The following is a 20,299-nucleotide window of genomic DNA, read 5'->3' as shown; positions in this document are numbered from 1 at the left end:
TTTTTTCTTGCTGTATCTTTCTTGCCCTCTCTGCCTCACCTTGTGCGCTTCAAGCTCATGCTGAAAAAACTACTCCCCGGCCTGCTGGCCGCTACCCTATTGCTGCCTGCTGCCACCATGGCCCAGCGCACGTATCTGCACTGCGGCCGCTTGCTGGACATGCGCTCGGACCGTACCCAGACTGAAATGACGCTGGTGGTGGAAAAAGGCCTCGTGCTAGCCGTAGAACGCGGCTATACCACGCCGCCTAATGCCTCTGATAAGGTAATCGACCTGAAAAACCGTACGGTGCTGCCAGGCCTGATTGACTGCCATGTACACCTGGAGAGCGAAACCAGCAAAGACAACCAATTGAAAGGCTTCACTCAGAACCCGGCCGATGTGGCGTTCGGCACACTGGCTCACGCCCGCGTAACGCTGCTTTCGGGCTTCACCACGGTGCGCGACTTAGGTGGATCGGGCGTGAACATTGCCCTGCGCAACGCCATCAACCGGGGGCAGGTGGTGGGGCCGCGCATCTTCACGGCGGGCAAGGCCATATCGGGCACCGGCGGCCACATGGACCCCACCAACGGCTACCGCCAGGACCTGATGGGCATGCCCGGCCCCACCGAAGGCGTGGCCAACGGCCCCGAACAAGGCCGGCAGGCGGTGCGCGAGCAGTACAAGCGGGGCGCCGACCTTATCAAGATTGCCAGCACCGGCGGGGTGCTGAGTGTAGCCAAAGACGGCAGCAGCGCCCAGATGACTGAGGAGGAAATCCGCACCATCGTGCAAACTGCCCGCGACCTAGGCCTGAATGTGGCCTGCCACGCCCACGGCGCCGAAGGCATGAAGCGCGCCATCCGGGCAGGCGTCACGAGCATCGAGCACGGCACACTCATGGACGACGAAACCATGAAGCTGATGAAGAAATACGGCACCTGGTACGTGCCCACCATCACAGCCGGCAAGTCGGTAGCCGACTCGGCCAAAATCCCGAACTACTACCCGGCTCTCGTGACGCCCAAGGCCCTGGCCATTGGGCCGCGGCTGCAGGACACGTTTGGACGCGCTTACAAAGCCGGGGTGAAGATTGCCTTCGGCACGGACGCAGCGGTGTTTCGGCACGGGGTGAATGCGCTGGAGTTTCGCTACATGGTGGAAGCCGGCATGCCACCACTGGCGGCGCTGCGCGCTGCCACTGTATCGGCGGCCGAGCTGCTGGGCCAGACGCCCAGCCTGGGCACACTGGAGCCCGGCAAGCTGGCCGACGTGGTGGCTGTAGACGGCGACCCCACGCAGGACATCAACGCCATGCAGCGCGTGCGTTTTGTGATGAAGCAGGGCGTGGTATACCGCAGCGAATAACACAAGTACAATACTTTTATTGTCAGCAGTTTACATCCAAAACACAGCAACTCAACAATAACCAAGCACCAGCCCGGCAGCGTAAGGAGGCTATTTCCTCATCCTTTTCTTTTGCTATGAAGCCTGCCGAACTGAATGCTTTAGTTAAGAAGTTTCTGCAGTACAAGCTCAAGGTGGCCTTTGCGGAAAGCTGTACGGCCGGGCTCCTGGCATCCGAGTTTGTGAAAGCCGAAGGAAGCAGTGAAGTGCTGCTGGGTTCTGTGGTGACGTATCATCCGGAGGCCAAGCACCAGCTGCTGGGCGTGAAAAAGGAAACCCTAACGCTGTACACTGCCGAAAGCCAGCAGGTAACCAACGAAATGGTAATGGGCCTGCACAAGCGCCTGCCAACTGCCGATATCTGCGTGGCCGTGACGGGTTTGTGCGCCGGTGGCGCCTCCGAGTCAGACAGCAAGCCTGTGGGTACTATGTACTTCACTATTCTGCATAAGAAGCGGGCCCACGAGCTGCGCCAGGAGTTCGAAGGCTCCTGTGATACGGTGCGGCAGCTGGCGGTGGACTTCATCTTCCAGCAGCTGCATGAGCTGCTGACCACCTATTCCGAGGAGCTTGCCAACGAGGCAGTAGCGGAAAAGCTGGCATAGTAGTGCGGCGGGGCCTATCCGGTTTTGCGGCGCGTCCTGATTTGCTGCTGCCTGGGTACATGCTGCTGATTTTTTGAGCAATTTGCTGGCTCATCCCTATCGGCCACCTGCTGTACTAATGCCTCTTCGCAAGTCTCCTTCCTTTTGGGTGCTGCTGTTCTGCTCTGCCTCTATCTTACTGACTTCGTTTCTGTATTATCCGCGCTGGAATAAATCCCAGACAGAGGCCCTGATCAGCTGGGATGCCTCGGGGTATTACATGTATCTGCCGGCAACGTTCATTTACCATGACCTAAAGAAGCTGGACTTTCTGCCGGCCATCACGCAGAAATACAGCCCCGACCCGTACCAGAACCAGGCCTATCTGGACTCGACCAGCGGCAATAAGGTGATGAAGTATCCGGCGGGCCTGGCCGTGCAAAGCCTGCCGTTTTTTGCAGCCGGCCACCTGGCCGCCAAAGCTTTGGGCTACCCCGCCGATGGGTTTTCGGCTCCCTACCAGTTGAGCTTACAGATCGGGGCTGAGCTGGTGGCTATCCTGGGCTTTGTGCTGGTTTGGTGGGCGTTGCGGCGGCGGTTCAGCGAGCCGGCTACTTCCCTGACGCTGGTGGTGCTGGCTCTGGGCTCCAACTACCTCAACTACGCCGCCATCGACGCGGCCATGACCCATAACTGGCTGTTTACGCTATATGCCGGCCTTATTCTGGTTACACAGGCGTTTTACAGACGGCCCACGTTGGGCCGGGCTCTAGCTATTGGGGCGCTGTGTGGCTTGATGGCCCTAACCCGGCCTACCGAAGTTCTGGCTTCACTGATTCCGATACTATGGGGCTTGCGGCCCAACCGGCAGGTGCTAACTGCCCGGCTAATTTTCTGGCGCCAGCACCTGCCCCATCTGCTACTGGCGGCACTGGCAGCCGTGGCCATTGGCAGCATTCAATTATTCTACTGGCACTACGTGACGGGACGCTGGCTGGTGTACAGCTACGGCGACCAAAGCTTCAGCTGGCTGCGCCCCCACCTCTGGGACGGTATCTTCAGCTTCCGGAGTGGATGGCTGACCTACTCGCCGTTGATGGCGGCGGCCCTGCTGGGCTTCGGGGCACTGTGGCGGCGGCACCCCGAGGTTTTCTGGGCAATGCTGGTGTATACGGTGCTGTTTATCTACGTCACGTTTGCCTGGGACATTTGGTGGTACGGCGGCTCGTTGGGGCAGCGCGCCATGGTGCAGAGCTACCCGGTGCTGGCCTGGCCGCTGGCCGCCGCCATGAGCTGGCTGCTAGCCCAGCGAATACGCGTGGCGGCTTTTGCGGTGGTACTGATGGTGGGCATCTACTACAACCTCTGGATGACGCACCAGGCCCACGGCGGCTCCGGCCTGATTGCGGCCGGCGACATGACTCGGTCGTTTTTCTGGCAGGTAGTAGGCCGCAATGCCGTGCCGGTTTCCACCTTTTGGCTGCTCGACAACCCCGACCAGCTGGTGAATGACTCCGACCGCAAAAATGTCCGGGAGCTGTGGCACACCGATTTCGAGCAGGACACTACGGCTGGCTGCGGCACGCCCGCACTGCAGGGCCGTTGCTCACTGGCCCTCGACCCAGCCCACCAGTCCAGCCCCGAATACCGCATCGATATTTTCCAGAATGATGTGCGTTGGGTGCGGGTGCGCGCCCGCGCCAAGTGCGTGCAGAAAGAATGGGACACCTGGAAAATGACGCAACTGTTGGTGAGCTACCGCCGCGGCGACGAGAAGGTAAAAGAGGGCATGATCCGGCTGCAGCGCGTAGTCGGCCAGGATTGGCCCACCGAAGTTTACCTGGACCTGGAGGCCCCGCACGACCAGGCCTATGACAACATCCGCGTGGCTTTCTGGAATACAGACAGCCCCCAACGCATCCTCATTGACGACGTGCGTGTGGAGGCTTTTGAGCGGTGAGGCGGTTTTTGGTGATGAGGTAATGAAGTGATGAGGTCATCAGGAAAGAACGTCATTACGAGCAGCGCGAGGAATCTCGCGTGCTGACGTTGCGTTTCCATGCATTAGCATACTGGCAAGATTCCTCATCCCTCCATTGCCTCATCATCAAAAATCACCTGTCACTCCTGCCCTTTGTCAGCATGAGCTTCAGGTTGAGGCGCACGATGTCGCCCATGGAGCGGCAGCGGCGGAATTGGTCGGTGTGGTGGTGCTGGCTTAGCTGCTCTTTGAGTTGCTCTACTTTTTCCGGCGGCGACACCTCGTCGCGGCGCAGGCAGTCGATAAGGTCTTTGAGGCGGTAGCGCTCCGAGCGGGCCCGGCGCGCCATTAGGGCGCGCTCTTCGGTCTGGTACTGGCGGGTGGTTTCGGCGTTCAGCAGGCGGCTGCAGAGCTGCACCACGGCGCGGTTGTCTTTGAAATACTGCGGCAGATACATGGTCTTTTTGCCCTCGTAGCACTGCTGGTCGAAGTCAATGGCGCGCACGCGGTACTGCTCGTCCTCAAAGTCTGGCGTTACGTCGATAACGTAGTTATAGGCCCGCATATCGCCCAGCAGGCGCGCAAAGCACCGCTCATTGAACTTCACAAATTCCTTGGCAATACGCACTTGGTTGAGGTGCGGCGCAGCCAGTCGGTCGCGGATGAAATCGTCGCCGGGAATCCCAACGATATGCTCCTCAATAATGGTGTCGCCGGAAACCAGGTAGTTGAGGCTGTTGGGCGAAAGCAGATGTTCCAGCTCCAGGCCATACACCCGCGAAGCGTCGGCCCGCTTCACGTAGAAATAGTCGTAGTTGTCGTTGAGCTGATTGACGATGCGCACCCGAAACGGATTGGAGTTGCCGAAGCGGCAATAGTCTATCCGGTCGGCCAGCAGGTGCTCCGTGAAGCTCAGGTCGCCGCCGGTTTTCAGCAAGGCGTACACTTCTGCCAGGCCAGCGCCCAATTCGCGCAGGGCCTGGGGCTCATACACCACGGTTTCCCACATCGTGTCGCGGCCCTGGCGGTCGGCCAGCGGATAGGAGCCGCTGCTGTAGGTCAGGTCCTGGTACGTAATGGGCAGGGAGGCCTCCCGGTCGTAGTGCTGCAGGTAAATGCGCAGCGGCTCCTGAATGGCGTAGGTGATTTTCTTCTTGGTGATGAGCGTCATGTAGCGCAGATTAGCACAGGTTGTTGCGAATTGCCCGGGCAGCGTAGCTGGTGCGGTATAGCTTAGCACCCTGGCACGCAGGCCAGGCTTCTTCAACGGCAGGCCGGGCTGCGGTGTTGAAAGTCGTGCTAATCCGTGATTGGGTTTGCTTATACGCAGAACTAGCGCGCAATCTATCATGGAGTTATCGTAGCAATCCGTCAATCCGCTACCTTCGCAAAGGTCATTACCAGACTTGCCTGTCCGTCATGAAAAAACATTTTCTTCTCTTGCTGTGCCTGGTGCTGCTGGTGCCGGTTACGTCGCCGGGTTGGGGCTTTTTTGCGCATCGCACCATTGCCCAGATATCGATATACGCGCTGCCGGCCAGCATGCAGTCGTTTTATTTCCGGCACATGCGGGAAATTGTGCGCCTGTCCATTGCCCCCGACGAGCGGCGTGACTCTGACCCTACGGAAGCCAGCAAGCACTTCATCGACCTCGACCACTTTGGCGATAACCCGTTCGGGGCCATGCCCAAAGCCTGGGAAAAGGCCGAAGCCAAGTACACGGCCGACACACTCCGCAAGTACGGCACCGTGCCCTGGACTATTATTGACGTGAAAGACCAGCTCACGCAGGCCTTTAAGCAGCGCGACACCGTGGCCATTGTGCGGCTTTCGGCCGATTTGTGCCATTACGTAGCCGATGCCTACGTGCCGCTGCATACCACCGAAAACTACGATGGCCAGCTCACCAACCAGGCGGGCCTGCATTCGCTTTGGGAAAGCAAGCTGCCCGAGCGCCACATTGCCGAATACAAGCTGGACTCGGACCCAGCCAAATACGTGAAAGACCCGCTCAACGACATTTGGAAGGTGCTGCAGGAGTCGTATGGCTTCCTGGGCGAAACCTTTGACCGGGAAGAGAAAGTAACCCGGCAGTTTACGCCCGAAACCAAATACAGCTTCTCGCACAAGTTTGGCAAAACCCGCCGCTTTTATTCTGATGCTTTTGCCGACGCCTACCATAAGGAAGTAGGCGGTATGGTGGCCTTCCGCCTGAAGCTGGCGCCTACCTTCATTTCGTCGTTGTGGCTGACGGCCTGGAAGGATGGCGGCAGCCCCAACCTGAATGAGCTGATGGGCCGCAAGCCCGGCAAAGCCGACAAAGACTCGCTGGATGCGCAGCTGAAAACCTGGAAAGACAACGGCCTGGTGGCAGAGCAGCAGCTATTGGCCCTGCAGAAGCAAGCCACCGCCGTGCAGGCCGACCAGATTAATGCCGCCACCGATATGGCGCCACCCGTACTGGAAACCACCTCGCCGGCAAGTGCGGCGCCGGCAGCCGGTACACCCGCAGCGCCGGCTGTGCCAGCTCCATCGGCCGAGAAAGTGAAGGTAAAAACCAAGACAGCCGACGGCACGGCCAAGCAGAAGGAAAAAGCAGCAGAGCCAGCCCGCAAAAAGAAAGCCGCCAAAAAAGACGACGGCTGGGGCACCCCGTCCGGTTCCGGCTGGTAGAAGCTCGACCTAAAAAGTTGTACGTCCGGCAGTTAGCAGATGGCGTTAGCAATAAGGCACCTGTTGCGTGAGGCAGCAGGTGCCTTATTCTTTTCACCTAATCTATTTGTCCGATGATCTTACGTATGGATCGGCTGCCGATTGAGCTGCCCACCCCCACCAATCCGTCGCCCAACGACGCCGCTGCCATCCAGGAGTTACTCGGTGGCAAGTTTGGCGAGATGTCGACGCTGATGAATTACACCTATCAGTCGTTTAACTTCCGGGGCCGCAACAAGCTGCGGCCTTTCTACGACCTGACAGCCAGTATTGCCGGTGAAGAATACGGCCACATTGAGGTGGTCAGCTATGCTATTAACCTGCTGCTGACCGGCGTAACCAAGCGGGGCCACAACCCGGCCGAAGCGCCGCTGAAAGCTGCCGTCGACCTGCGCAACACGCACCACTACATTGCCAGCGGCCAGGCCGCACTGCCCATGGACTCGATGGGCCACTTCTGGAATGGCCAGAACGTGTTCAGCTCTGGCAACCTTCGCCTCGATCTGCTGCACAACTTCTTTCTGGAGTGTGGGGCCCGCGCCAACAAGATGCGGGTATACGAAATGGTGACCGACCCTACGGCCCGCAAGATGGTGGGCTACCTGCTGGTACGCGGCGGCGTGCACGTGGTGGCCTACGCCCGCGCCCTCGAAAAGCTGACCGGTGTGGCCGTGGATAAGCTGCTGCCCATCCCGAACTTAAGCAACGACCGGTTTCCGGACGCCAAGAAGTTCATGGACGAGAAGATGCACCTCAAGCTTTACACCTTCAGCAAAGACGACTACAAGCAGGCCGGCATGATCTGGGAAGGTGGCGTACACCCCGAAGACGGGCAGCCGCTGGAATTCATTCAAGGCAGCATGGAAGGCTACCCGGCCCCCGATCTGGAAGAGGAGCCCCAGCTGAATTCACCCGGCGAAGACGAGTACGATCCGCAGATGTTCATGGACATGGCCAAAAAGATGGGCATCAAGCTCTAGCCGCTCGTTGCTCGCAGCTTACTGTTCCCAACTCAGGCCAAACAACCTACAGCAAGGCACAAACCACCGAGGAGTAGTATGTTTGAGGTGGCTACCGAACGGTAGCCACCTCTTTCATTTCTGCCTCATCTACTCTGTATGCCTGTTTCTGTGCGTCCTGCTGTGCTTGTGCTTTCTGTGCTGCTGGCTGGCGGCTGCAACCGCCAGCAGCCCGTGGAAGAAACGGCCGCGCCCGTGGTTTCCAAGGAAAAGCCCACGCCCGGCCCGGCCCTCACCGCCCTCAGCGACAGTACGGCGGCCGCCCTGCTGCTGCCCTACGGCCGGCAGTACCGGGCTTCCGGCGTGGTGCTACACACCCGCCACGGCGACATCCGGGTGAAGCTCTACGACGATACGCCCATCCACAAAGCCAACTTCCTGCTGCTTTCCCGCCGTGGCGTATTCGATGAATCCGTGTTCAACCGCGTGGTGAAGGGATTTGCCGTGCAGGGCGGCGCTTCTGAGCACCGCACCATCCGGCTGAACCGCTACCGCCTGCCGCCTGAGCAGCGCCCGCAGCACTTCCACCGGCGCGGCGCCCTGGGCATGGCCCGCTACGACGACGAGCAGAACCCCGGCCAGCTTTCTTCCAGCACCGATTTCTACTTCGTGCAGGGCGAAAAGATGACGCCCGCCCAAAGCCAGGCCATGGCTGGCCGCACCCTCACGCCCGAGCAGCAGCGCGTATATGCCACCGTGGGCGGCGTGCCTTCCCTGGATGGCAAATACACCGTATTCGGTGAAGTCACTGAGGGTTTGGACGTCATCGATAAGATAGCCAACGAGCCCGTAGACGCCTACAAATGGCCCCTTAAGGACGTGGGCATCCGCGTGGAGATACTGCCGTAAGGTGGTTCACCGCTAATTGAAAGAACGTCATGCAAAGGCGCAGCCGAAGCATCTCGCCAGTGTAGTAAGTTGATTCTACCATATTGGCGAGATGCTTCGGCTGCGCCTTTGCATGACGTTCTTTTATCCTGGTCTTGCCTACACTTGGCAAACGCACCTATGGCCGCCGCACCTGAATCAGCTGGCTTTTCGTGACGTCGCCGGGCTGGGGCAGCAGCAGCTCGCGCACTTCGGCCCGGGTATAGGCAATGGTTTTGGGCGTCGGCTCGAAGGCTAGCTGGCGTAGGTCGGCGTCGGGGCGGGGCGAGTCCTGGCGCGCCGGGTGCAGGTACACACTGTCGGGTGCTACGCGGAACAGGTGGTAGAAGTAATAGCGCGGCGCCGGGCTGCCCTGGGGCTGAAACTGCACCACGTACACGTCGCCTACTTGCGGATCAGCAACTTGCTCTTGCACAGATTCAGAGCGGGAGCAGGCAGCCAGCAGCGGCAGCCACGCCAGTAGGCGGAAGATTTTAGGCATGATGCAAGATACGTTGCAGTTTGCTGGTGGTTAGGCATCACTCGGCCTACTGCAGCACAAAAAAGGCGGCCCGCATCGTGCGGGCCGCCTTTTTCACTTAAGCAAACGGCGCTACCGACTACCAGATTTTGGCACGCTCGGTTTGCACGCGCACCATTTTGGCGTCTTCCTTGCAGCCGAAAGCCTCGTAGAACTGGGGCATGTTCATGAGCGGGCCGTTGGTGCGGAACTGAGCCGGGGAGTGCGGATCGGTCATCACCTGCTGGCGCAGGTACTCGGGGCGGGCATTCGTGCGCCAGATCTGGGCGTAGGCCAGGAAAAAGCGCTGCTCGGGCGTCAGGCCGTCGTATTTCGGGCGCGGGTTGCTGCCATATTGCTTCTGGAGCTGCTTCTGCAGAGCCGTGTAAGCAATGTTGAGGCCGCCCAGGTCGGCGAGGTTTTCGCCCATGGTCAGCTTGCCGTTCACGTACACCGAGTCCAGCGGCGAGAAGGCATCGAACTGCTTGCCGACGATGGCGGCGCGGGCGTCGAACTTCTCGGCGTCTTCCTTGGTCCACCAGTCTTTCAGGTTGCCCTCGGCGTCGTACTGCCGGCCCTGGTCGTCGAAGCCGTGCGTAATTTCGTGGCCGATTACCGCGCCCATACCGCCGTAGTTTACCGCATCGTCGGCCTTGGGGTCGAAGAACGGCGGCTGCATGATGCCGGCCGGAAACACGATTTCGTTCATGCTCGGGTTGTAGTAGGCATTCACCGTAGGCGGCGTCATACCCCACTCCTTGCGGTCAATCGGCTTCCCGAATTTCTTTACGTTGTCGTTGATGGCCCACTCGCGCGAAGCCAGCACGTTTTTCAGGTAGCTTTCCCGCGAGATGGTGAGGGCCGAATAGTCCTTCCACTGGTCGGGGTAGCCGATTTTCACGGTGAAGGCATTCAGCTTCTTCATAGCTTCCACCTTGGTGGCGGGGCTCATCCATTCCAGCTGCTGAATATGCTCGGCAAGGGCAGCCTTGATGTTGTCGACCATGGCCAGGGCCTTCTGCTTGGCTTCGGGCGTGAAGGCCTTGTCCACGTAGAGCTGGCCGAACGCTTCGCCCAGGGCGCCGTCGGTGGAGCGCAACATGCGCTTCCAGCGCGGCTGCTGCTTTTTGGCCCCGCTCAATACCTGCGTGAACTTGAAACTCTCATCGGCATAGGCCTTGGGCAGCGCCGACGAAACCGACGTTACCAGGTGCCAGCGCATGTAGGTTTTGAGGTCGGCCAATGGCTCGGCCTTCATCATGGTGCTTACTTCCTTGAAAAAAGTGGGCTGGCCCACAATTACTTCTTTGGCCGCGCCCAGACCCATTTGCTGGAGCACGACGGGCAGGTTCAGGTTCGGAAACTGCTTGTTGGCAGCTGCCACCGTCATCTTGTTGTAGTTGGCGTAGGGGTCGCGCAGGTCCACGCGGCTCTTGCTGGCCTTGGCCATGCGCGTTTCCAGGCGCAGCACCGTGGCCGCGTTTTTAGCAGCTGCGGCGTCGTTGTCGCCCAGCATCTTGAACGTGTTGACCAGGTAGGTCATGTAAGCCGAGCGGATACCTTTCGAGCGGGCGTCGTCTTTGAGGTAGTAGTCCCGATCGGGCAAGCTCAGGCCACCCTGATACAGGTTTACGGCGTACTGAGTGCTGATTTTATCGTCTTGGCCGACGTAGCCGTTGAAGAAAGCGCCGGTCTGGATTTTCTGGGACCGTACTACGGCGCTCTGCAAACCCTTCAGGTCTTTGATGCCGTTGATACGGTCCAGCTCGGGCTTGAGGAACTTCAGGCCGGCGGCCTCAATGGCCATCGAGTCCATGGCCGAAGCATAGTAGTCGCCTACTTTCTGGGCATTGGTGCCTTTAGCGGCCGAGGTGTTGGCAGCGGCTTCGTCCAGAATCTGACGCATTACCGCGTTATTCTTATCGGCCAGCTCATTGAAAGAGCCCCAGCGCGTTTCAGCAGCCGGAATCGGGTTGTTTTTCAGCCACGAGCCCGAAGCGTACTGAAAAAAGTTGTCGCAGGGCGACACCGACAGGTCGCGGTTGGCCACATTGAGGCCAATACCAGGCACTACAGGGGCTTCCGTGGGAGTGGAAGGCACAGCAACCGGCGCAGTAGTGGCAGCCGTGGGTGCCGTACCGGATGCACAACCCGACAGGGCCAGTCCGGTAGCAGCCAGGGCAGCCAGCGTCAGCGTATTGCGGTTTTTCATGGGAATTGAGTTGGTGGAAAGTCTGATTGGGAAAGCCAAAGTACGCGGAAACAGGCAATAGCGCGGCAATTTTGCAGACCAAACAACTGCCGCCCCTGCTATAGGCTCAAACAGACACCACCCCGTTTTGCGGAGTTACACCTATCGTTACCAGTTGTAGTACACGCGCCAGGGCGGCAGATCCAGGTGATGAGAGAAGCGCTGGCCCAGCCAGTTTTCGTTTACAGCTGCTTCACCCCGCACCAACAGCACCGGCTGCAGACGCAGCAGCGAATCGAGGCGAGCAGGCGGCAAATTGAAGACGCTTATGTTGGTTTGGCGCCAGCGCGTGTCCCGCTCAAACTGCGTCTCTCGCTGCAAATGAGAATTGCCGGCATACAGCGAAACCGGAATACGGCCCTGCGCAAAAGCCAGCGAAGGCAGCAGCTCATTGTATACAAGCACCGGCCGATTGGCCAGCCCGTGCGCTTGCAGCAGTGCGGCCACTGGCCGTGTTCCGCGAAATTTCACTTCATTCTGTTGTAAAACAGGCTTCGCTGCCAGCACCAGCGTGGCGGTAAAGATGGTTGCAGCGGGCAGCAGCCGCAGCACCGAAGACAGTTGGCGGCTACGCCATACGCTCAGCGCCAAAATGGCCAACCCCAGCGCTGGCAGCAGAGTGGCCGTGGGCGCCAGAGCCAGCTGCAGGGGCCCGGCCACGGCCGGCAACACGGCCAGTGCCAGCAGCAGCAGCGCCCACAGCACCAGCAAGCCGCGGTACCAGCGGTGGGCAGCTTTTTCAGATAGCTCGTGCAGGTAGTAGGCCGTGAGCAGCGCTACCCCCGGAAACATGGGCAACACATAGAGCAGCAGCTTGGACTGCGACAACGAGAAAAAAACCAGCGGCACCAGCACCCAGAACACCAGCACATTGCGCCACAGCTGCGGTAAGCCAGCCCAACCCGTTCGGATAGCCTGGACTACCAGCACCACCGCCCACGGCAAGCTGGTAGCGGGGGCCAGCACCAGATAAAACCACCATGGCTTGGCCCGGTCGAAAGCCTCGGCGCTGGCAAACCGGTCGATGGTGTGCCCCACCACGAAGTAGCGCAGGAACGCCGGATTTTCCCGTAGCAGCAGCAAATACCACGTCAGGCCCACCAGCCCAGACAGCCCGATACCCAGCGCATGGTGCCAAGTGAAAGGCCGCCGCGCCTGGCCGCGCCGGAAGTAGTGCGCCACCACCGCCATCAGAGGTAGCACAAATCCAACCGGGCCCTTGGTAAGAAACGCCAGCCCCAGCGCCAGCCAGAACAGATACAGCCCCCACCAGCGGCCGCTGTGGTAGTGGCGCAGGATGCCGTAAGCGGCACCCAGCTCCAGCGTGGCCAGGTACACATCCGTCGTGACGTTGAAGGCTGACACCAGCACTACCGGCAGCGTGCCGTAGATGATGGCTGCCGTGCGGGCCCGGGTCTGGTTGCCGCCAAAAAGCAGCTTGCCCAGGCCGTACACCAGCAGCACCTGCGCCAGCACGGCCAGCACCGGCAGCAGCCGCACGCCCAGCGCCGTCGGGCCAGCTATAGCCAGCCCAACGGCCGTCAGCCAATACGTGAGCGGTGGCTTATGAAAGTGCTCGATACCCAGCAGCCGCGGGTGCAGCCAGTCGTGGCTGGCCAACATCTCGCGTCCGATTTCGGCGTATCGCGCCTCACTGCTTTCCAGCGGCCCCCAGGCATTCAGGCCGCATAACATACTAACAGCCAGGAGCAATACAAACCCCCAAAGCCAATACCGAGAGCTGGCGGAAATGCCGGCAGAAGAAGACGCAGATTGATTCATTAAAATAAAATTAAAACAAACTGCGCATCCTCACGTCTATTCATCGCCAAAGGCACTGGCAGCGTACAGAAACAGCTCACTACTGCATCAATACCTGTTCTGTCTGTTAGTTGCCGAACTTCCCGACCTTTGGCGGACTCATTCTATTGCTGCTGCATGCGTACTGTATTAGTGACCGGTTCGGCCGGATTTATTGGCTCTCATCTTTGTGAACGGCTACTAATTGATGGCTATCAGGTGGTTGGCCTTGATAATTTCGACCCTTTTTACAGCCAGACCATCAAAGAAGATAACCTGGGTAAGCTGCAGCAGTACCTGAATTTCACCTTTTGCCAGGCCGACCTGCGGCAAGGCCCGGCAGCACTGGCAGCTGCTTTGCCGGCCGGTATTACGTACAATGCCGTAATTCATCTGGCGGCTAAAGCCGGTGTAGGGCCGTCGTTGCGCGAGCCGGCGGCCTACATGGAAAACAACGTACTCGGCACCACGCACCTACTGGAATGGATGCGGCAGCAAGACGTTAAAACGCTGCTTTTTGCGTCGTCGTCGTCGGTGTATGGCAACACGCCACGTACGCCATTTCGCGAGGATGAGCCGCTGCTGGCCCGTTGCATTTCGCCTTATGCTGCCAGCAAACTGGCCGGCGAGGAGCTTACGTTTACGTACCACCATCTGTACAAAATGAGTGTGCTCAACGCACGCTTTTTCACCGTGTATGGCCCGCGGCAGCGCCCCGACCTGGCCATCCACAAGTTTGCGCGCCTGTTGCGGGCCGGCCAGCCCATTCCGGTATACGGCGATGGCAGCATGGCCCGCGACTACACATTCGTGGCCGACACCGTTGACGGTATCGTGCGGGGACTGGAGTACCTGCTGACCCACCCAGAGACTTATGAAACCGTGAACCTGGGCAACAGCCAGCCTGTGCCCCTGCTGGAACTGGTGGCGGCCATCGGCCAAGCAATGGGGGTGAAACCGGTGCTAGAGTTCCAGGCCACTCAGGCCGGTGACGTAGACATCACCTACGCCGACAGCGAAAAGGCCCGGCGCCTGCTGGGCTACCAGCCGCGCACCACGCTGGCCGAAGGGCTGCGCCAGTTCATTGGCTGGCTGGACACGCAGGCAGCGCCCGCTGATCTGGCTTCGGTGCCCCTCACCTCTCGTTCCTAGGCCCGCATGCTTACCGGTTCTTTTGCTGCATTTGAAAGCACGCGGTTACGGGTGGCACTGGTGGCGCTGGTGTGCGTGTTTTCCTTTTTTGTGCACTTAGGCAATGCCGAGGTGAACCTGATGGAAGCCCGTAATTTTGTAGCAGCCCGCGAAATGGCGGCCGGCGGATCCTGGATTATCCCGACGATGAACGGCGCGTTACGCCTGGCCAAACCGCCCTTGCCAACCTGGGCCGTGGCCGGTGTCATCAAGCTTACGGGCCAGCCGGCCAACCCCGCGCTGCTGCGCCTGCCGGCAGCTGTTATGTCCACACTGCTGGTATTTTTCTTCTGGGGCCTGATGCGGGAGCTGACCCGCCACTTGCCCGGCGAAAGTGAGGCACCGGGCCGCACGGCCTGGCTGGGGGCACTGGTGCTGGCCAGCAGTTTGCTCATGATTACGGTCGGGCGCGAAGGCCATTGGGACATTTTTGCCAACAGTCTGCTGGTAGGCACCCTCTGGGCGCTGGCCCGGGCCTGGAATGCGGTCAAAGGCAGCGGCTGGTGGTTTGCGCTTAGTGGGCTGCTGCTGGGCGGTGCCATCCTGAGCAAAGGTCCTGTAACGCCCTATGCTATGCTGCTGCCGTTTCTGGTGAGCTTTGGGGTGCCACGCCTGAACCCGGCGCGAGGCCCGCTTACACTGGCCCGCAAGCGTGGGCTGCTGCTGCTGGCAGTACTGGGGCTGGTAGTAGGTCTGTCCTGGCCGGCGTACCTTACCATTCAAGATACGGTAGCACCGGCGGCGCTGGCCATAGCCCGGCTGGAAGCCACCTCGTGGGTGGACCGCCATTCCCGCCCGTTCTGGAATTACCTGAACTTTCCGGTGTTTGCGGGCATTTGGGCGCCCGTGGCGGTGGCAGTGCTGGCCGTGCCGTTTGCACGGCCGCGCGCCAGCCGCTATGTCCCCTATGGCACTGTGCTGGCGTGGTTGCTGCTCTCGCTGCTGCTGCTGAGCTTAGTGCCCGAAAAAAAGGAACGTTACATGCTGCCCCTGATGCCGCCCTTGGCCATGCTGGTAGCCGGGCTGCTGCGCCATTTCGAGACACTTCTGCGCCAGCAACCCACGCTACAGCCGGAAGCTAGGTTGCTGCGCATCTGGGCAGGTCTGCTGACGCTGCTGTTCGCCACGGTGCCAGTAGCTATGGCCGTAGCCAATCTGCCGGGCTTTGGCATTGGCTCACTGCCCTTTGGATGCGCTGTGGTGCTATTCTGGGGGCTGGCCGGGGTGCTGGGCCGGGCGTTGCGCCAAGTGGTGCAGCCCACTTTTGTGGTGGGCGTGGCACTTACGGCCATGGCCGTGCTGGTATCGTTGCTATTGCCGGCGCACGCCGTATGGTCGGAGCGCAAAGCCGAACCCGGGCTGCGCCGCTCCGATGTGCTGCAGCGCAATCCGGCACTGGCGCACCTGCCCTGGTACACGCTGGAAGAGTTGCACATCAAGGAAATATGGCGCGCCGGCCGGGCGGCACCAGCCTGGCCGCGTTCCGCCGACTCGGTACTGTTGCGCCCTACCCGCCCGGTAGCTGTGCTAACCGGCGCCAAAGTGGCCCGGCAGCTGCCCGCCGCCTGGCGCAACCAGGTACGGCTGCATGTCGCCGACAGCTTCTTCCTAGACCGCAACCGCAAGGGCGGCTTCTGGCGTGTCACTATCGTAGAGCCCAAATGAGTTGCTGGTTGTCAGTTGTCAATATTGGTATCAACTAACAACCAGCAACTAATACCTATAAAACCAACTACCCCTGTAACTCCCGGCGCAGCAGCACGATGTTGCGGGCGTACACCACGGTTCCAAAGATGTTGCCCACAATCAACACTATATCCACGGGACGGCGCAGGATGGCATAAGTCAGAATCAGCACCGAGCCCACAAAGCTCACCACCCAAAAGCCCAGCGGCAGCACCGACTCGCCTTTGCGCTCGGAATACAGCCATTGGTACACAAACCGGAGCAGGAATACCGCCTGCCCCACCGCGCCCAGCAGCAGCACCCCAGCCGGAATGCCGTGGCTTAGCATGGCCCGCAAGCTAAAGTGCTGGTTGCCGACGCCAAACCACGCCAGCATAGCCACCGGAAACACGTAGGCGCCCACCCGAAACGGCGCGCTAAGCTTACGCCACTCGCCCAGCAGCTGCAGGTTGCGAATGTAGATGGCGTAGCTGACCAGCTGCGCCGCCAGAATCACGGGGTCGTGGCGCAGCATGCCGTAGATGATCATCAGAAACGACGAAATCAGGCTGATCTGCCAGAACAGCGTGGGTACCAGCACCCGCTTGGCCCGCTCGCTCTGTACCCACTGCAGCACAATACGGCTACTGAACAGCAGCTGCGAGGTGAGGCCAATACCCAGCGCAAGTCGCTCCATCTTTTGAATTAAAAATTGAGAATCAAGAATTAAAAATTGGCTGAAGCCTTATGTAGCCTACCTGCCTGCCCACACTATTCCTATGCTCTACGCGCAGCCACGGAATTCTTAATTCTTAATATCTAATTGACTATTCTCCCCTATCTCATAGTTTTTCCAGCGGCTCCGAATCCAGCGGAAGCCAAATGTGTCGACCAGCGGCTTCCAGGCGCGGTTCCAGAGGTTGTACTTGGCGGTGCCAGCGAAGCGCGGAAAGTGCCGCACCGGCAGCTGCTTCACGCGGCCGCCCTGCAGCTGCACCAGCGCCCCCAGGAAGCGGTGCATGCCGTGGAACAGCGGCAGCCGCCGGGCGTACTCAATCTTAATGATTTTCAGCGGGCAGCCTGTGTCCTCGATGCCGTCGTTGATAAGCGTGCGGCGCACGGTGTTGGCAATTTTCGAGGACAGCTTTTTCACCACCGTATCCTGGCGCTTGGCCCGGATGCCGTTCACCATATCGTACTCGGGCAGAAACTCGAAGAACTGCAGGAAGTCCAGCGGCGTGGTCTGAATATCGGAATCAATATAGCCGACCAGCGTGGTGCGGCAGTGGTCGACGCCCGCCTTGATGGCCGTGCTCAAACCCCGGTTTTCGCTCAGGCTGATGAAGTGGTAAGCCGGGTTCCGGCGCGTGATGTCGCGCAGCAGCGCCAACGAGTTGTCTTTGGAGCCGTCGTTGACGAAGAGCACAGTAGTTGGCACCGGCGTCTGGGCCAGGAACTTGTCCATCTCCACCACAAACTGCGGCAAACTCTCTTCTTCGTCATACACCGGCACAAGCACAGTGAGGGTTTGCTGGGTCAGGTAGGTGGCAGAGGCGGGCGGTTGGGGCATAAATACGGGAGCAGACCAAAAAATCAGCGGCAAAGATACGCAACCCATACTGGCAGATCCGGCCTGAAGTTGCGGGCGCCCCAGTCTGTAGCAGCCACAATATTCGCTGCTGAAGTTCGTATAGGATTAGCTCTGTTATTTCTGCTGGCTATTTCTACATCTGTATGTCCGCTTTCTATGCGCTAGCCTTGGGTGCCGCCACACTGCCGCCCGCACCCGATACCACTATTACTACCGCACCGGTTCCCCGGCTTATTAAGTTGGGTACACATGGCCTTATTCCCGGAGTTTTCACGCTAGGCTACGAGCGGCAGCTGTCGGCACAGTGGTCGGTGTTGGGCAGCGTAGGCTATTACGGCTCCTCGTACGAAAGCTTCGCCCTTATCGACAATGGAGGCGGCTACGTCCAGGATGATTACATGAGGCGTGATCGGTACTACGCGGTGGGGACACAGCTGCGCCACTACTTCCGCCGCCGCCATCCTAAGCCCCTGACGGGTTGGTTTGCGGGTGCCAATCTGCAAGCCACCCAGCACAACAGCAACACCAACTACCTGAAATACCCGCAGAACAACGCCAGCTTCCACCGTGCCTCTATACAGGTGCAAGTGCTGGCGGGCCGGCAATGTGCCCTGGGCCGCCGCCTGATACTGGACAGCTTTCTGGGAGTCAGCGTGTGGCGTCCACCATCTCCGGTGGGTGGCACGCAGAGCGTGCAAGTGCAAGCCGGTGCGGGCTTGCAGGTGGGCTACCGGTTCCAGCCATTGCCCCGCCCCTGACGTTTGCGCTAGAATGCGCTGGCATGGGCGGCGCGCAGGCCCTACCTTTACCTGCCATGCCACCGCTCTACAACCGCCGTTCCGACCCAGGCTTGCCGCCCACCTCTGCACCGCCTGTGGCGTTGCCACTGGCCGAGTTGCTGCTGCGCGTGAAGCAGACCCTGACCGAGCGGTTTGCCGATTCCTACTGGGTTGTGGCCGAAATTGCCGACCTCACGCTGCCGCGCTTTGCCGGCGCCCACTGCTACCTCACCCTCACCGACCAGCACCAGACCGGCCGCGGCGCCCAGCTTAAGGCTCAGGCCCGCGCCACCATCTGGAGCCAGCGCTACCAGCAGCTGGCCCCGGCCTTCGCCGAGCACACCGGCCAGGAGCTGCGCCCCGGCCTGAAAATTATGCTGCGGGTGCAGATCAAGTTTCATGAGCAGTACGGACTGAGCCTCGATGTGCTTAACCTCGACCCCACCTACACGGTGGGCGAGCTGGCCCGGCAGCGACTCGAAACCATTCGCAAGCTCGAAGAAAAGGGCTTGCTGGAACGGCAGCGGGCGTTGCCGCTGCCGCTGGCCCCGCAGCGGCTGGCCATTATTTCGTCGCCGACGGCGGCGGGCTTCCAGGACTTCGTGCGCCAGCTGGAGGAGTCGGCGTATGCGTTTTCGCTGACCTTGTTTCCGGCGGCCATGCAGGGCGACGACTCGCCGGCCAGCATCCGGGCAGCACTGGACACCATCCGGCCCCACCGCCACCGGTTCGATGCGGTGGTTATCATCCGGGGCGGAGGCTCCAAAACCGATTTGCTGGCCTTCGACGACTACGGGCTGGCGGCGGCTATTGGCGCATTTCCGCTACCCATCCTCACCGGCATTGGGCACGAGCGGGATGAAGCCGTGGTGGACATGGCCGCGCATCTGGCCCTGAAAACGCCGACTGCCGTGGCCGCCTTCCTCTCGGATAGGCTGGCCCGCCTCGATGCCGTGTTTGACGGATACGGGGGCCGGGTACAGGAGCTGGCGCAGCAGAGCCTGTACGCCGCCGCCGCCCACTTGGACAGGCTGGGCCGACGTACGCACCAATCGGCGCAAAGCTGCCTGCACGACCATCATTCGGCGCTACGCCAGCGGGTGCGCGCCACGGCACCGCTGGCCCGGCAGCGCCTGCGGCAGCAGGAGCTGCAACTCGGCCAGCAGCGCCAGGCAGTGCAGCGAGCCGCCCACGCCGCCGCCGAAGGCCAGCACCGCCACTTGCGCCGCCTGGGCAATTTGCTGGCCCGGCGCTTCCGCTACCTGCACCGCCGCCGCCGCGAGCAGCTGCTGGCCCGGCGCTTTCAACTGCAGCTGGCCGCCGAGCGCCTGCTGCACCGCGCCGAAATCCGGCTACTGGAAATGGCGGGGAAGAGATGAGGCGACCGGAAAGGAGTCACAAAATAGAACGTCATGCAGAGCGGAGCGAAGCATCTCGCGTGCTGACGTTGTGGTACCATTCATCAGCATACTGGCGAGGTGCTTTGGCGGCGCCTCTGCATGACGTTCTTTATAACCCCATTACCCCATCACTCAAATGGAAACAACCTACCGCGACGCCATAGCCGAACTGGAAACCATTCTGCGGGCCCTGGAAACCGATACCGTGGACGTAGACGAGTTGACGGCCCGCGTGCAGCGCTCGGCCACGCTCATCCGCCTCTGCAAGCAGAAGCTGCGCACCGCTGAAGACGCCATCGACCGGGTTTTTGAGAACCTCGACCAGGACGAGGAGCTGCCGGAACCGGAGGCACCAGCCCCCGCTCCCGCCGCTAGGCGCGTGCCCAAAACCCCGCGCGACGCCAGCGGCGGCCTGCTGTTCTAGCGGCGGCGCAGTGGCCGGCTACCGGTAAAGAAAAAATGAGCGGCTTGCATACAATGGGCTTTCACCTATATTTGAATGGCTCAAATCCATACTGTTTTTGTTCCATTCCGCTCTGCTACTCTACAC

17 protein-coding genes are annotated in these 20,299 nt (G+C 60.4%); 11 read left to right on the top strand and 6 right to left on the bottom strand.

Features of this window, described 5'->3' with window-relative positions; all coding sequences use genetic code 11:
* Positions 1 to 57: 57 nt before the first annotated feature.
* The 3 genes from H8B14_RS07325 to H8B14_RS07315 all read left to right on the top strand — a co-directional run bounded on the left by H8B14_RS07325 (position 58) and on the right by H8B14_RS07315 (position 3,933).
* On the top strand, positions 58 to 1,350 hold the full coding sequence (locus H8B14_RS07325) for an amidohydrolase family protein (protein WP_187315248.1): 1,293 nt from the start codon (positions 58 to 60) through the stop codon (positions 1,348 to 1,350).
* 116 nt (positions 1,351 to 1,466) lie between these two features.
* Positions 1,467 to 1,994, top strand: coding sequence for a CinA family protein (locus H8B14_RS07320; protein ID WP_187314961.1), 528 nt, complete (start codon positions 1,467 to 1,469; stop codon positions 1,992 to 1,994).
* 118 nt (positions 1,995 to 2,112) lie between these two features.
* Positions 2,113 to 3,933: a hypothetical protein gene (locus H8B14_RS07315; protein ID WP_187314960.1), complete on the top strand. Its 1,821-nt coding sequence runs from the start codon at positions 2,113 to 2,115 to the stop codon at positions 3,931 to 3,933.
* Positions 3,934 to 4,087: 154 nt separating this feature from the next.
* Here the strand turns inward: H8B14_RS07315 and H8B14_RS07310 are convergent, their stop codons facing one another.
* A complete protein-coding gene (locus H8B14_RS07310) occupies positions 4,088 to 5,125 on the bottom strand; it encodes a hypothetical protein (protein ID WP_187314959.1) in 1,038 nt (345 codons plus the stop codon).
* Between the two features lie 248 nt (positions 5,126 to 5,373).
* On the opposite strand from H8B14_RS07310, the gene H8B14_RS07305 reads away from it, so the two are divergent.
* The 3 genes from H8B14_RS07305 (at position 5,374) to H8B14_RS07295 (ending at position 8,534) form a co-directional block, all read left to right on the top strand.
* Positions 5,374 to 6,627, top strand: a complete 1,254-nt coding sequence (locus H8B14_RS07305; RefSeq protein ID WP_187314958.1) for a zinc dependent phospholipase C family protein — start codon at positions 5,374 to 5,376, stop codon at positions 6,625 to 6,627.
* 125 nt (positions 6,628 to 6,752) lie between these two features.
* On the top strand, positions 6,753 to 7,646 hold the full coding sequence (locus H8B14_RS07300) for a manganese catalase family protein (RefSeq protein ID WP_261989930.1): 894 nt from the start codon (positions 6,753 to 6,755) through the stop codon (positions 7,644 to 7,646).
* A 138-nt stretch (positions 7,647 to 7,784) separates the two neighbouring features.
* Positions 7,785 to 8,534 carry a peptidylprolyl isomerase gene (locus H8B14_RS07295; RefSeq protein ID WP_187314956.1) on the top strand — a complete coding sequence of 250 codons (750 nt, stop codon included), beginning with the start codon at positions 7,785 to 7,787 and terminating at the stop codon, positions 8,532 to 8,534.
* Between the two features lie 157 nt (positions 8,535 to 8,691).
* On the opposite strand, the gene H8B14_RS07290 is transcribed toward H8B14_RS07295, so the two are convergent.
* The 3 genes from H8B14_RS07290 to H8B14_RS07280 all read right to left on the bottom strand — a co-directional run bounded on the left by H8B14_RS07290 (position 8,692) and on the right by H8B14_RS07280 (position 13,018).
* Entirely contained in the window at positions 8,692 to 9,054 is a 363-nt protein-coding gene (locus H8B14_RS07290; protein WP_187314955.1) for a hypothetical protein, read from the bottom strand.
* Positions 9,055 to 9,172: 118 nt separating this feature from the next.
* The gene (locus H8B14_RS07285; RefSeq protein ID WP_187314954.1) at positions 9,173 to 11,284 is read right to left on the bottom strand and encodes a M13 family metallopeptidase; all 2,112 of its coding nucleotides are present in this window, start codon (positions 11,282 to 11,284) and stop codon (positions 9,173 to 9,175) included.
* A gap of 147 nt (positions 11,285 to 11,431) precedes the next feature.
* Positions 11,432 to 13,018 carry an ArnT family glycosyltransferase gene (locus tag H8B14_RS07280; protein ID WP_187314953.1) on the bottom strand — a complete coding sequence of 529 codons (1,587 nt, stop codon included), beginning with the start codon at positions 13,016 to 13,018 and terminating at the stop codon, positions 11,432 to 11,434.
* 243 nt (positions 13,019 to 13,261) lie between these two features.
* Here H8B14_RS07280 and H8B14_RS07275 point away from each other — a divergent pair, with 243 nt between their 5' ends.
* Together H8B14_RS07275 and H8B14_RS07270 are read left to right on the top strand one after the other, a co-directional pair.
* Entirely contained in the window at positions 13,262 to 14,275 is a 1,014-nt protein-coding gene (locus tag H8B14_RS07275) for a GDP-mannose 4,6-dehydratase (protein WP_187314952.1), read from the top strand.
* Between the two features lie 6 nt (positions 14,276 to 14,281).
* Positions 14,282 to 15,979, top strand: a complete 1,698-nt coding sequence (locus H8B14_RS07270; RefSeq protein ID WP_187314951.1) for a glycosyltransferase family 39 protein — start codon at positions 14,282 to 14,284, stop codon at positions 15,977 to 15,979.
* A 67-nt stretch (positions 15,980 to 16,046) separates the two neighbouring features.
* Here H8B14_RS07270 and H8B14_RS07265 read toward each other — a convergent pair whose 3' ends face one another.
* On the bottom strand, positions 16,047 to 16,676 hold the full coding sequence (locus H8B14_RS07265) for a lipid-A-disaccharide synthase N-terminal domain-containing protein (RefSeq protein WP_187314950.1): 630 nt from the start codon (positions 16,674 to 16,676) through the stop codon (positions 16,047 to 16,049).
* A 108-nt stretch (positions 16,677 to 16,784) separates the two neighbouring features.
* Entirely contained in the window at positions 16,785 to 17,549 is a 765-nt protein-coding gene (locus tag H8B14_RS07260; RefSeq protein WP_187314949.1) for a glycosyltransferase, read from the bottom strand.
* A 164-nt stretch (positions 17,550 to 17,713) separates the two neighbouring features.
* Here H8B14_RS07260 and H8B14_RS07255 point away from each other — a divergent pair, with 164 nt between their 5' ends.
* From H8B14_RS07255 to xseB, 3 genes are all read left to right on the top strand, one after another.
* On the top strand, positions 17,714 to 18,328 hold the full coding sequence (locus H8B14_RS07255) for a DUF3575 domain-containing protein (protein WP_187314948.1): 615 nt from the start codon (positions 17,714 to 17,716) through the stop codon (positions 18,326 to 18,328).
* Positions 18,329 to 18,384: 56 nt separating this feature from the next.
* Positions 18,385 to 19,728 carry an exodeoxyribonuclease VII large subunit gene (gene xseA, locus H8B14_RS07250; protein ID WP_187314947.1) on the top strand — a complete coding sequence of 448 codons (1,344 nt, stop codon included), beginning with the start codon at positions 18,385 to 18,387 and terminating at the stop codon, positions 19,726 to 19,728.
* A gap of 157 nt (positions 19,729 to 19,885) precedes the next feature.
* A complete protein-coding gene (xseB, locus tag H8B14_RS07245; protein WP_187314946.1) occupies positions 19,886 to 20,173 on the top strand; it encodes an exodeoxyribonuclease VII small subunit in 288 nt (95 codons plus the stop codon).
* The last annotated feature ends 126 nt before the right edge of the window (positions 20,174 to 20,299 follow it).

It is taken from the genome of Hymenobacter puniceus (genome assembly GCF_014333525.1).
In the GTDB taxonomy this organism is placed as follows: domain Bacteria; phylum Bacteroidota; class Bacteroidia; order Cytophagales; family Hymenobacteraceae; genus Hymenobacter.
The sequence above is the reverse complement of the archived record's forward strand: the minus strand, read 5'-3'. Positions and strand labels throughout refer to the sequence as shown.

Bases quoted from the DNA above. Each gene is read 5' to 3' on its own strand.
- H8B14_RS07295 (WP_187314956.1), top strand. From the start codon at position 7,785: ATGCCTGTTTCTGTGCGTCCTGCTGTGCTTGTGCTTTCTGTGCTGCTG.
- H8B14_RS07315 (WP_187314960.1), top strand. From the start codon at position 2,113: ATGCCTCTTCGCAAGTCTCCTTCCTTTTGGGTGCTGCTGTTCTGCTCT.
- H8B14_RS07320 (WP_187314961.1), top strand. From the start codon at position 1,467: ATGAAGCCTGCCGAACTGAATGCTTTAGTTAAGAAGTTTCTGCAGTAC.
- H8B14_RS07285 (WP_187314954.1), bottom strand. From the start codon at position 11,284: ATGAAAAACCGCAATACGCTGACGCTGGCTGCCCTGGCTGCTACCGGA.
- xseB (WP_187314946.1), top strand. From the start codon at position 19,886: ATGGAAACAACCTACCGCGACGCCATAGCCGAACTGGAAACCATTCTG.
- H8B14_RS07265 (WP_187314950.1), bottom strand. From the start codon at position 16,676: ATGGAGCGACTTGCGCTGGGTATTGGCCTCACCTCGCAGCTGCTGTTC.
- H8B14_RS07260 (WP_187314949.1), bottom strand. From the start codon at position 17,549: ATGCCCCAACCGCCCGCCTCTGCCACCTACCTGACCCAGCAAACCCTC.
- H8B14_RS07255 (WP_187314948.1), top strand. From the start codon at position 17,714: ATGTCCGCTTTCTATGCGCTAGCCTTGGGTGCCGCCACACTGCCGCCC.
- H8B14_RS07310 (WP_187314959.1), bottom strand. From the start codon at position 5,125: ATGACGCTCATCACCAAGAAGAAAATCACCTACGCCATTCAGGAGCCG.
- H8B14_RS07275 (WP_187314952.1), top strand. From the start codon at position 13,262: ATGCGTACTGTATTAGTGACCGGTTCGGCCGGATTTATTGGCTCTCAT.
- H8B14_RS07280 (WP_187314953.1), bottom strand. From the start codon at position 13,018: ATGTTATGCGGCCTGAATGCCTGGGGGCCGCTGGAAAGCAGTGAGGCG.
- H8B14_RS07300 (WP_261989930.1), top strand. From the start codon at position 6,753: ATGGATCGGCTGCCGATTGAGCTGCCCACCCCCACCAATCCGTCGCCC.
- xseA (WP_187314947.1), top strand. From the start codon at position 18,385: ATGCCACCGCTCTACAACCGCCGTTCCGACCCAGGCTTGCCGCCCACC.
- H8B14_RS07325 (WP_187315248.1), top strand. From the start codon at position 58: ATGCTGAAAAAACTACTCCCCGGCCTGCTGGCCGCTACCCTATTGCTG.
- H8B14_RS07305 (WP_187314958.1), top strand. From the start codon at position 5,374: ATGAAAAAACATTTTCTTCTCTTGCTGTGCCTGGTGCTGCTGGTGCCG.
- H8B14_RS07270 (WP_187314951.1), top strand. From the start codon at position 14,282: ATGCTTACCGGTTCTTTTGCTGCATTTGAAAGCACGCGGTTACGGGTG.
- H8B14_RS07290 (WP_187314955.1), bottom strand. From the start codon at position 9,054: ATGCCTAAAATCTTCCGCCTACTGGCGTGGCTGCCGCTGCTGGCTGCC.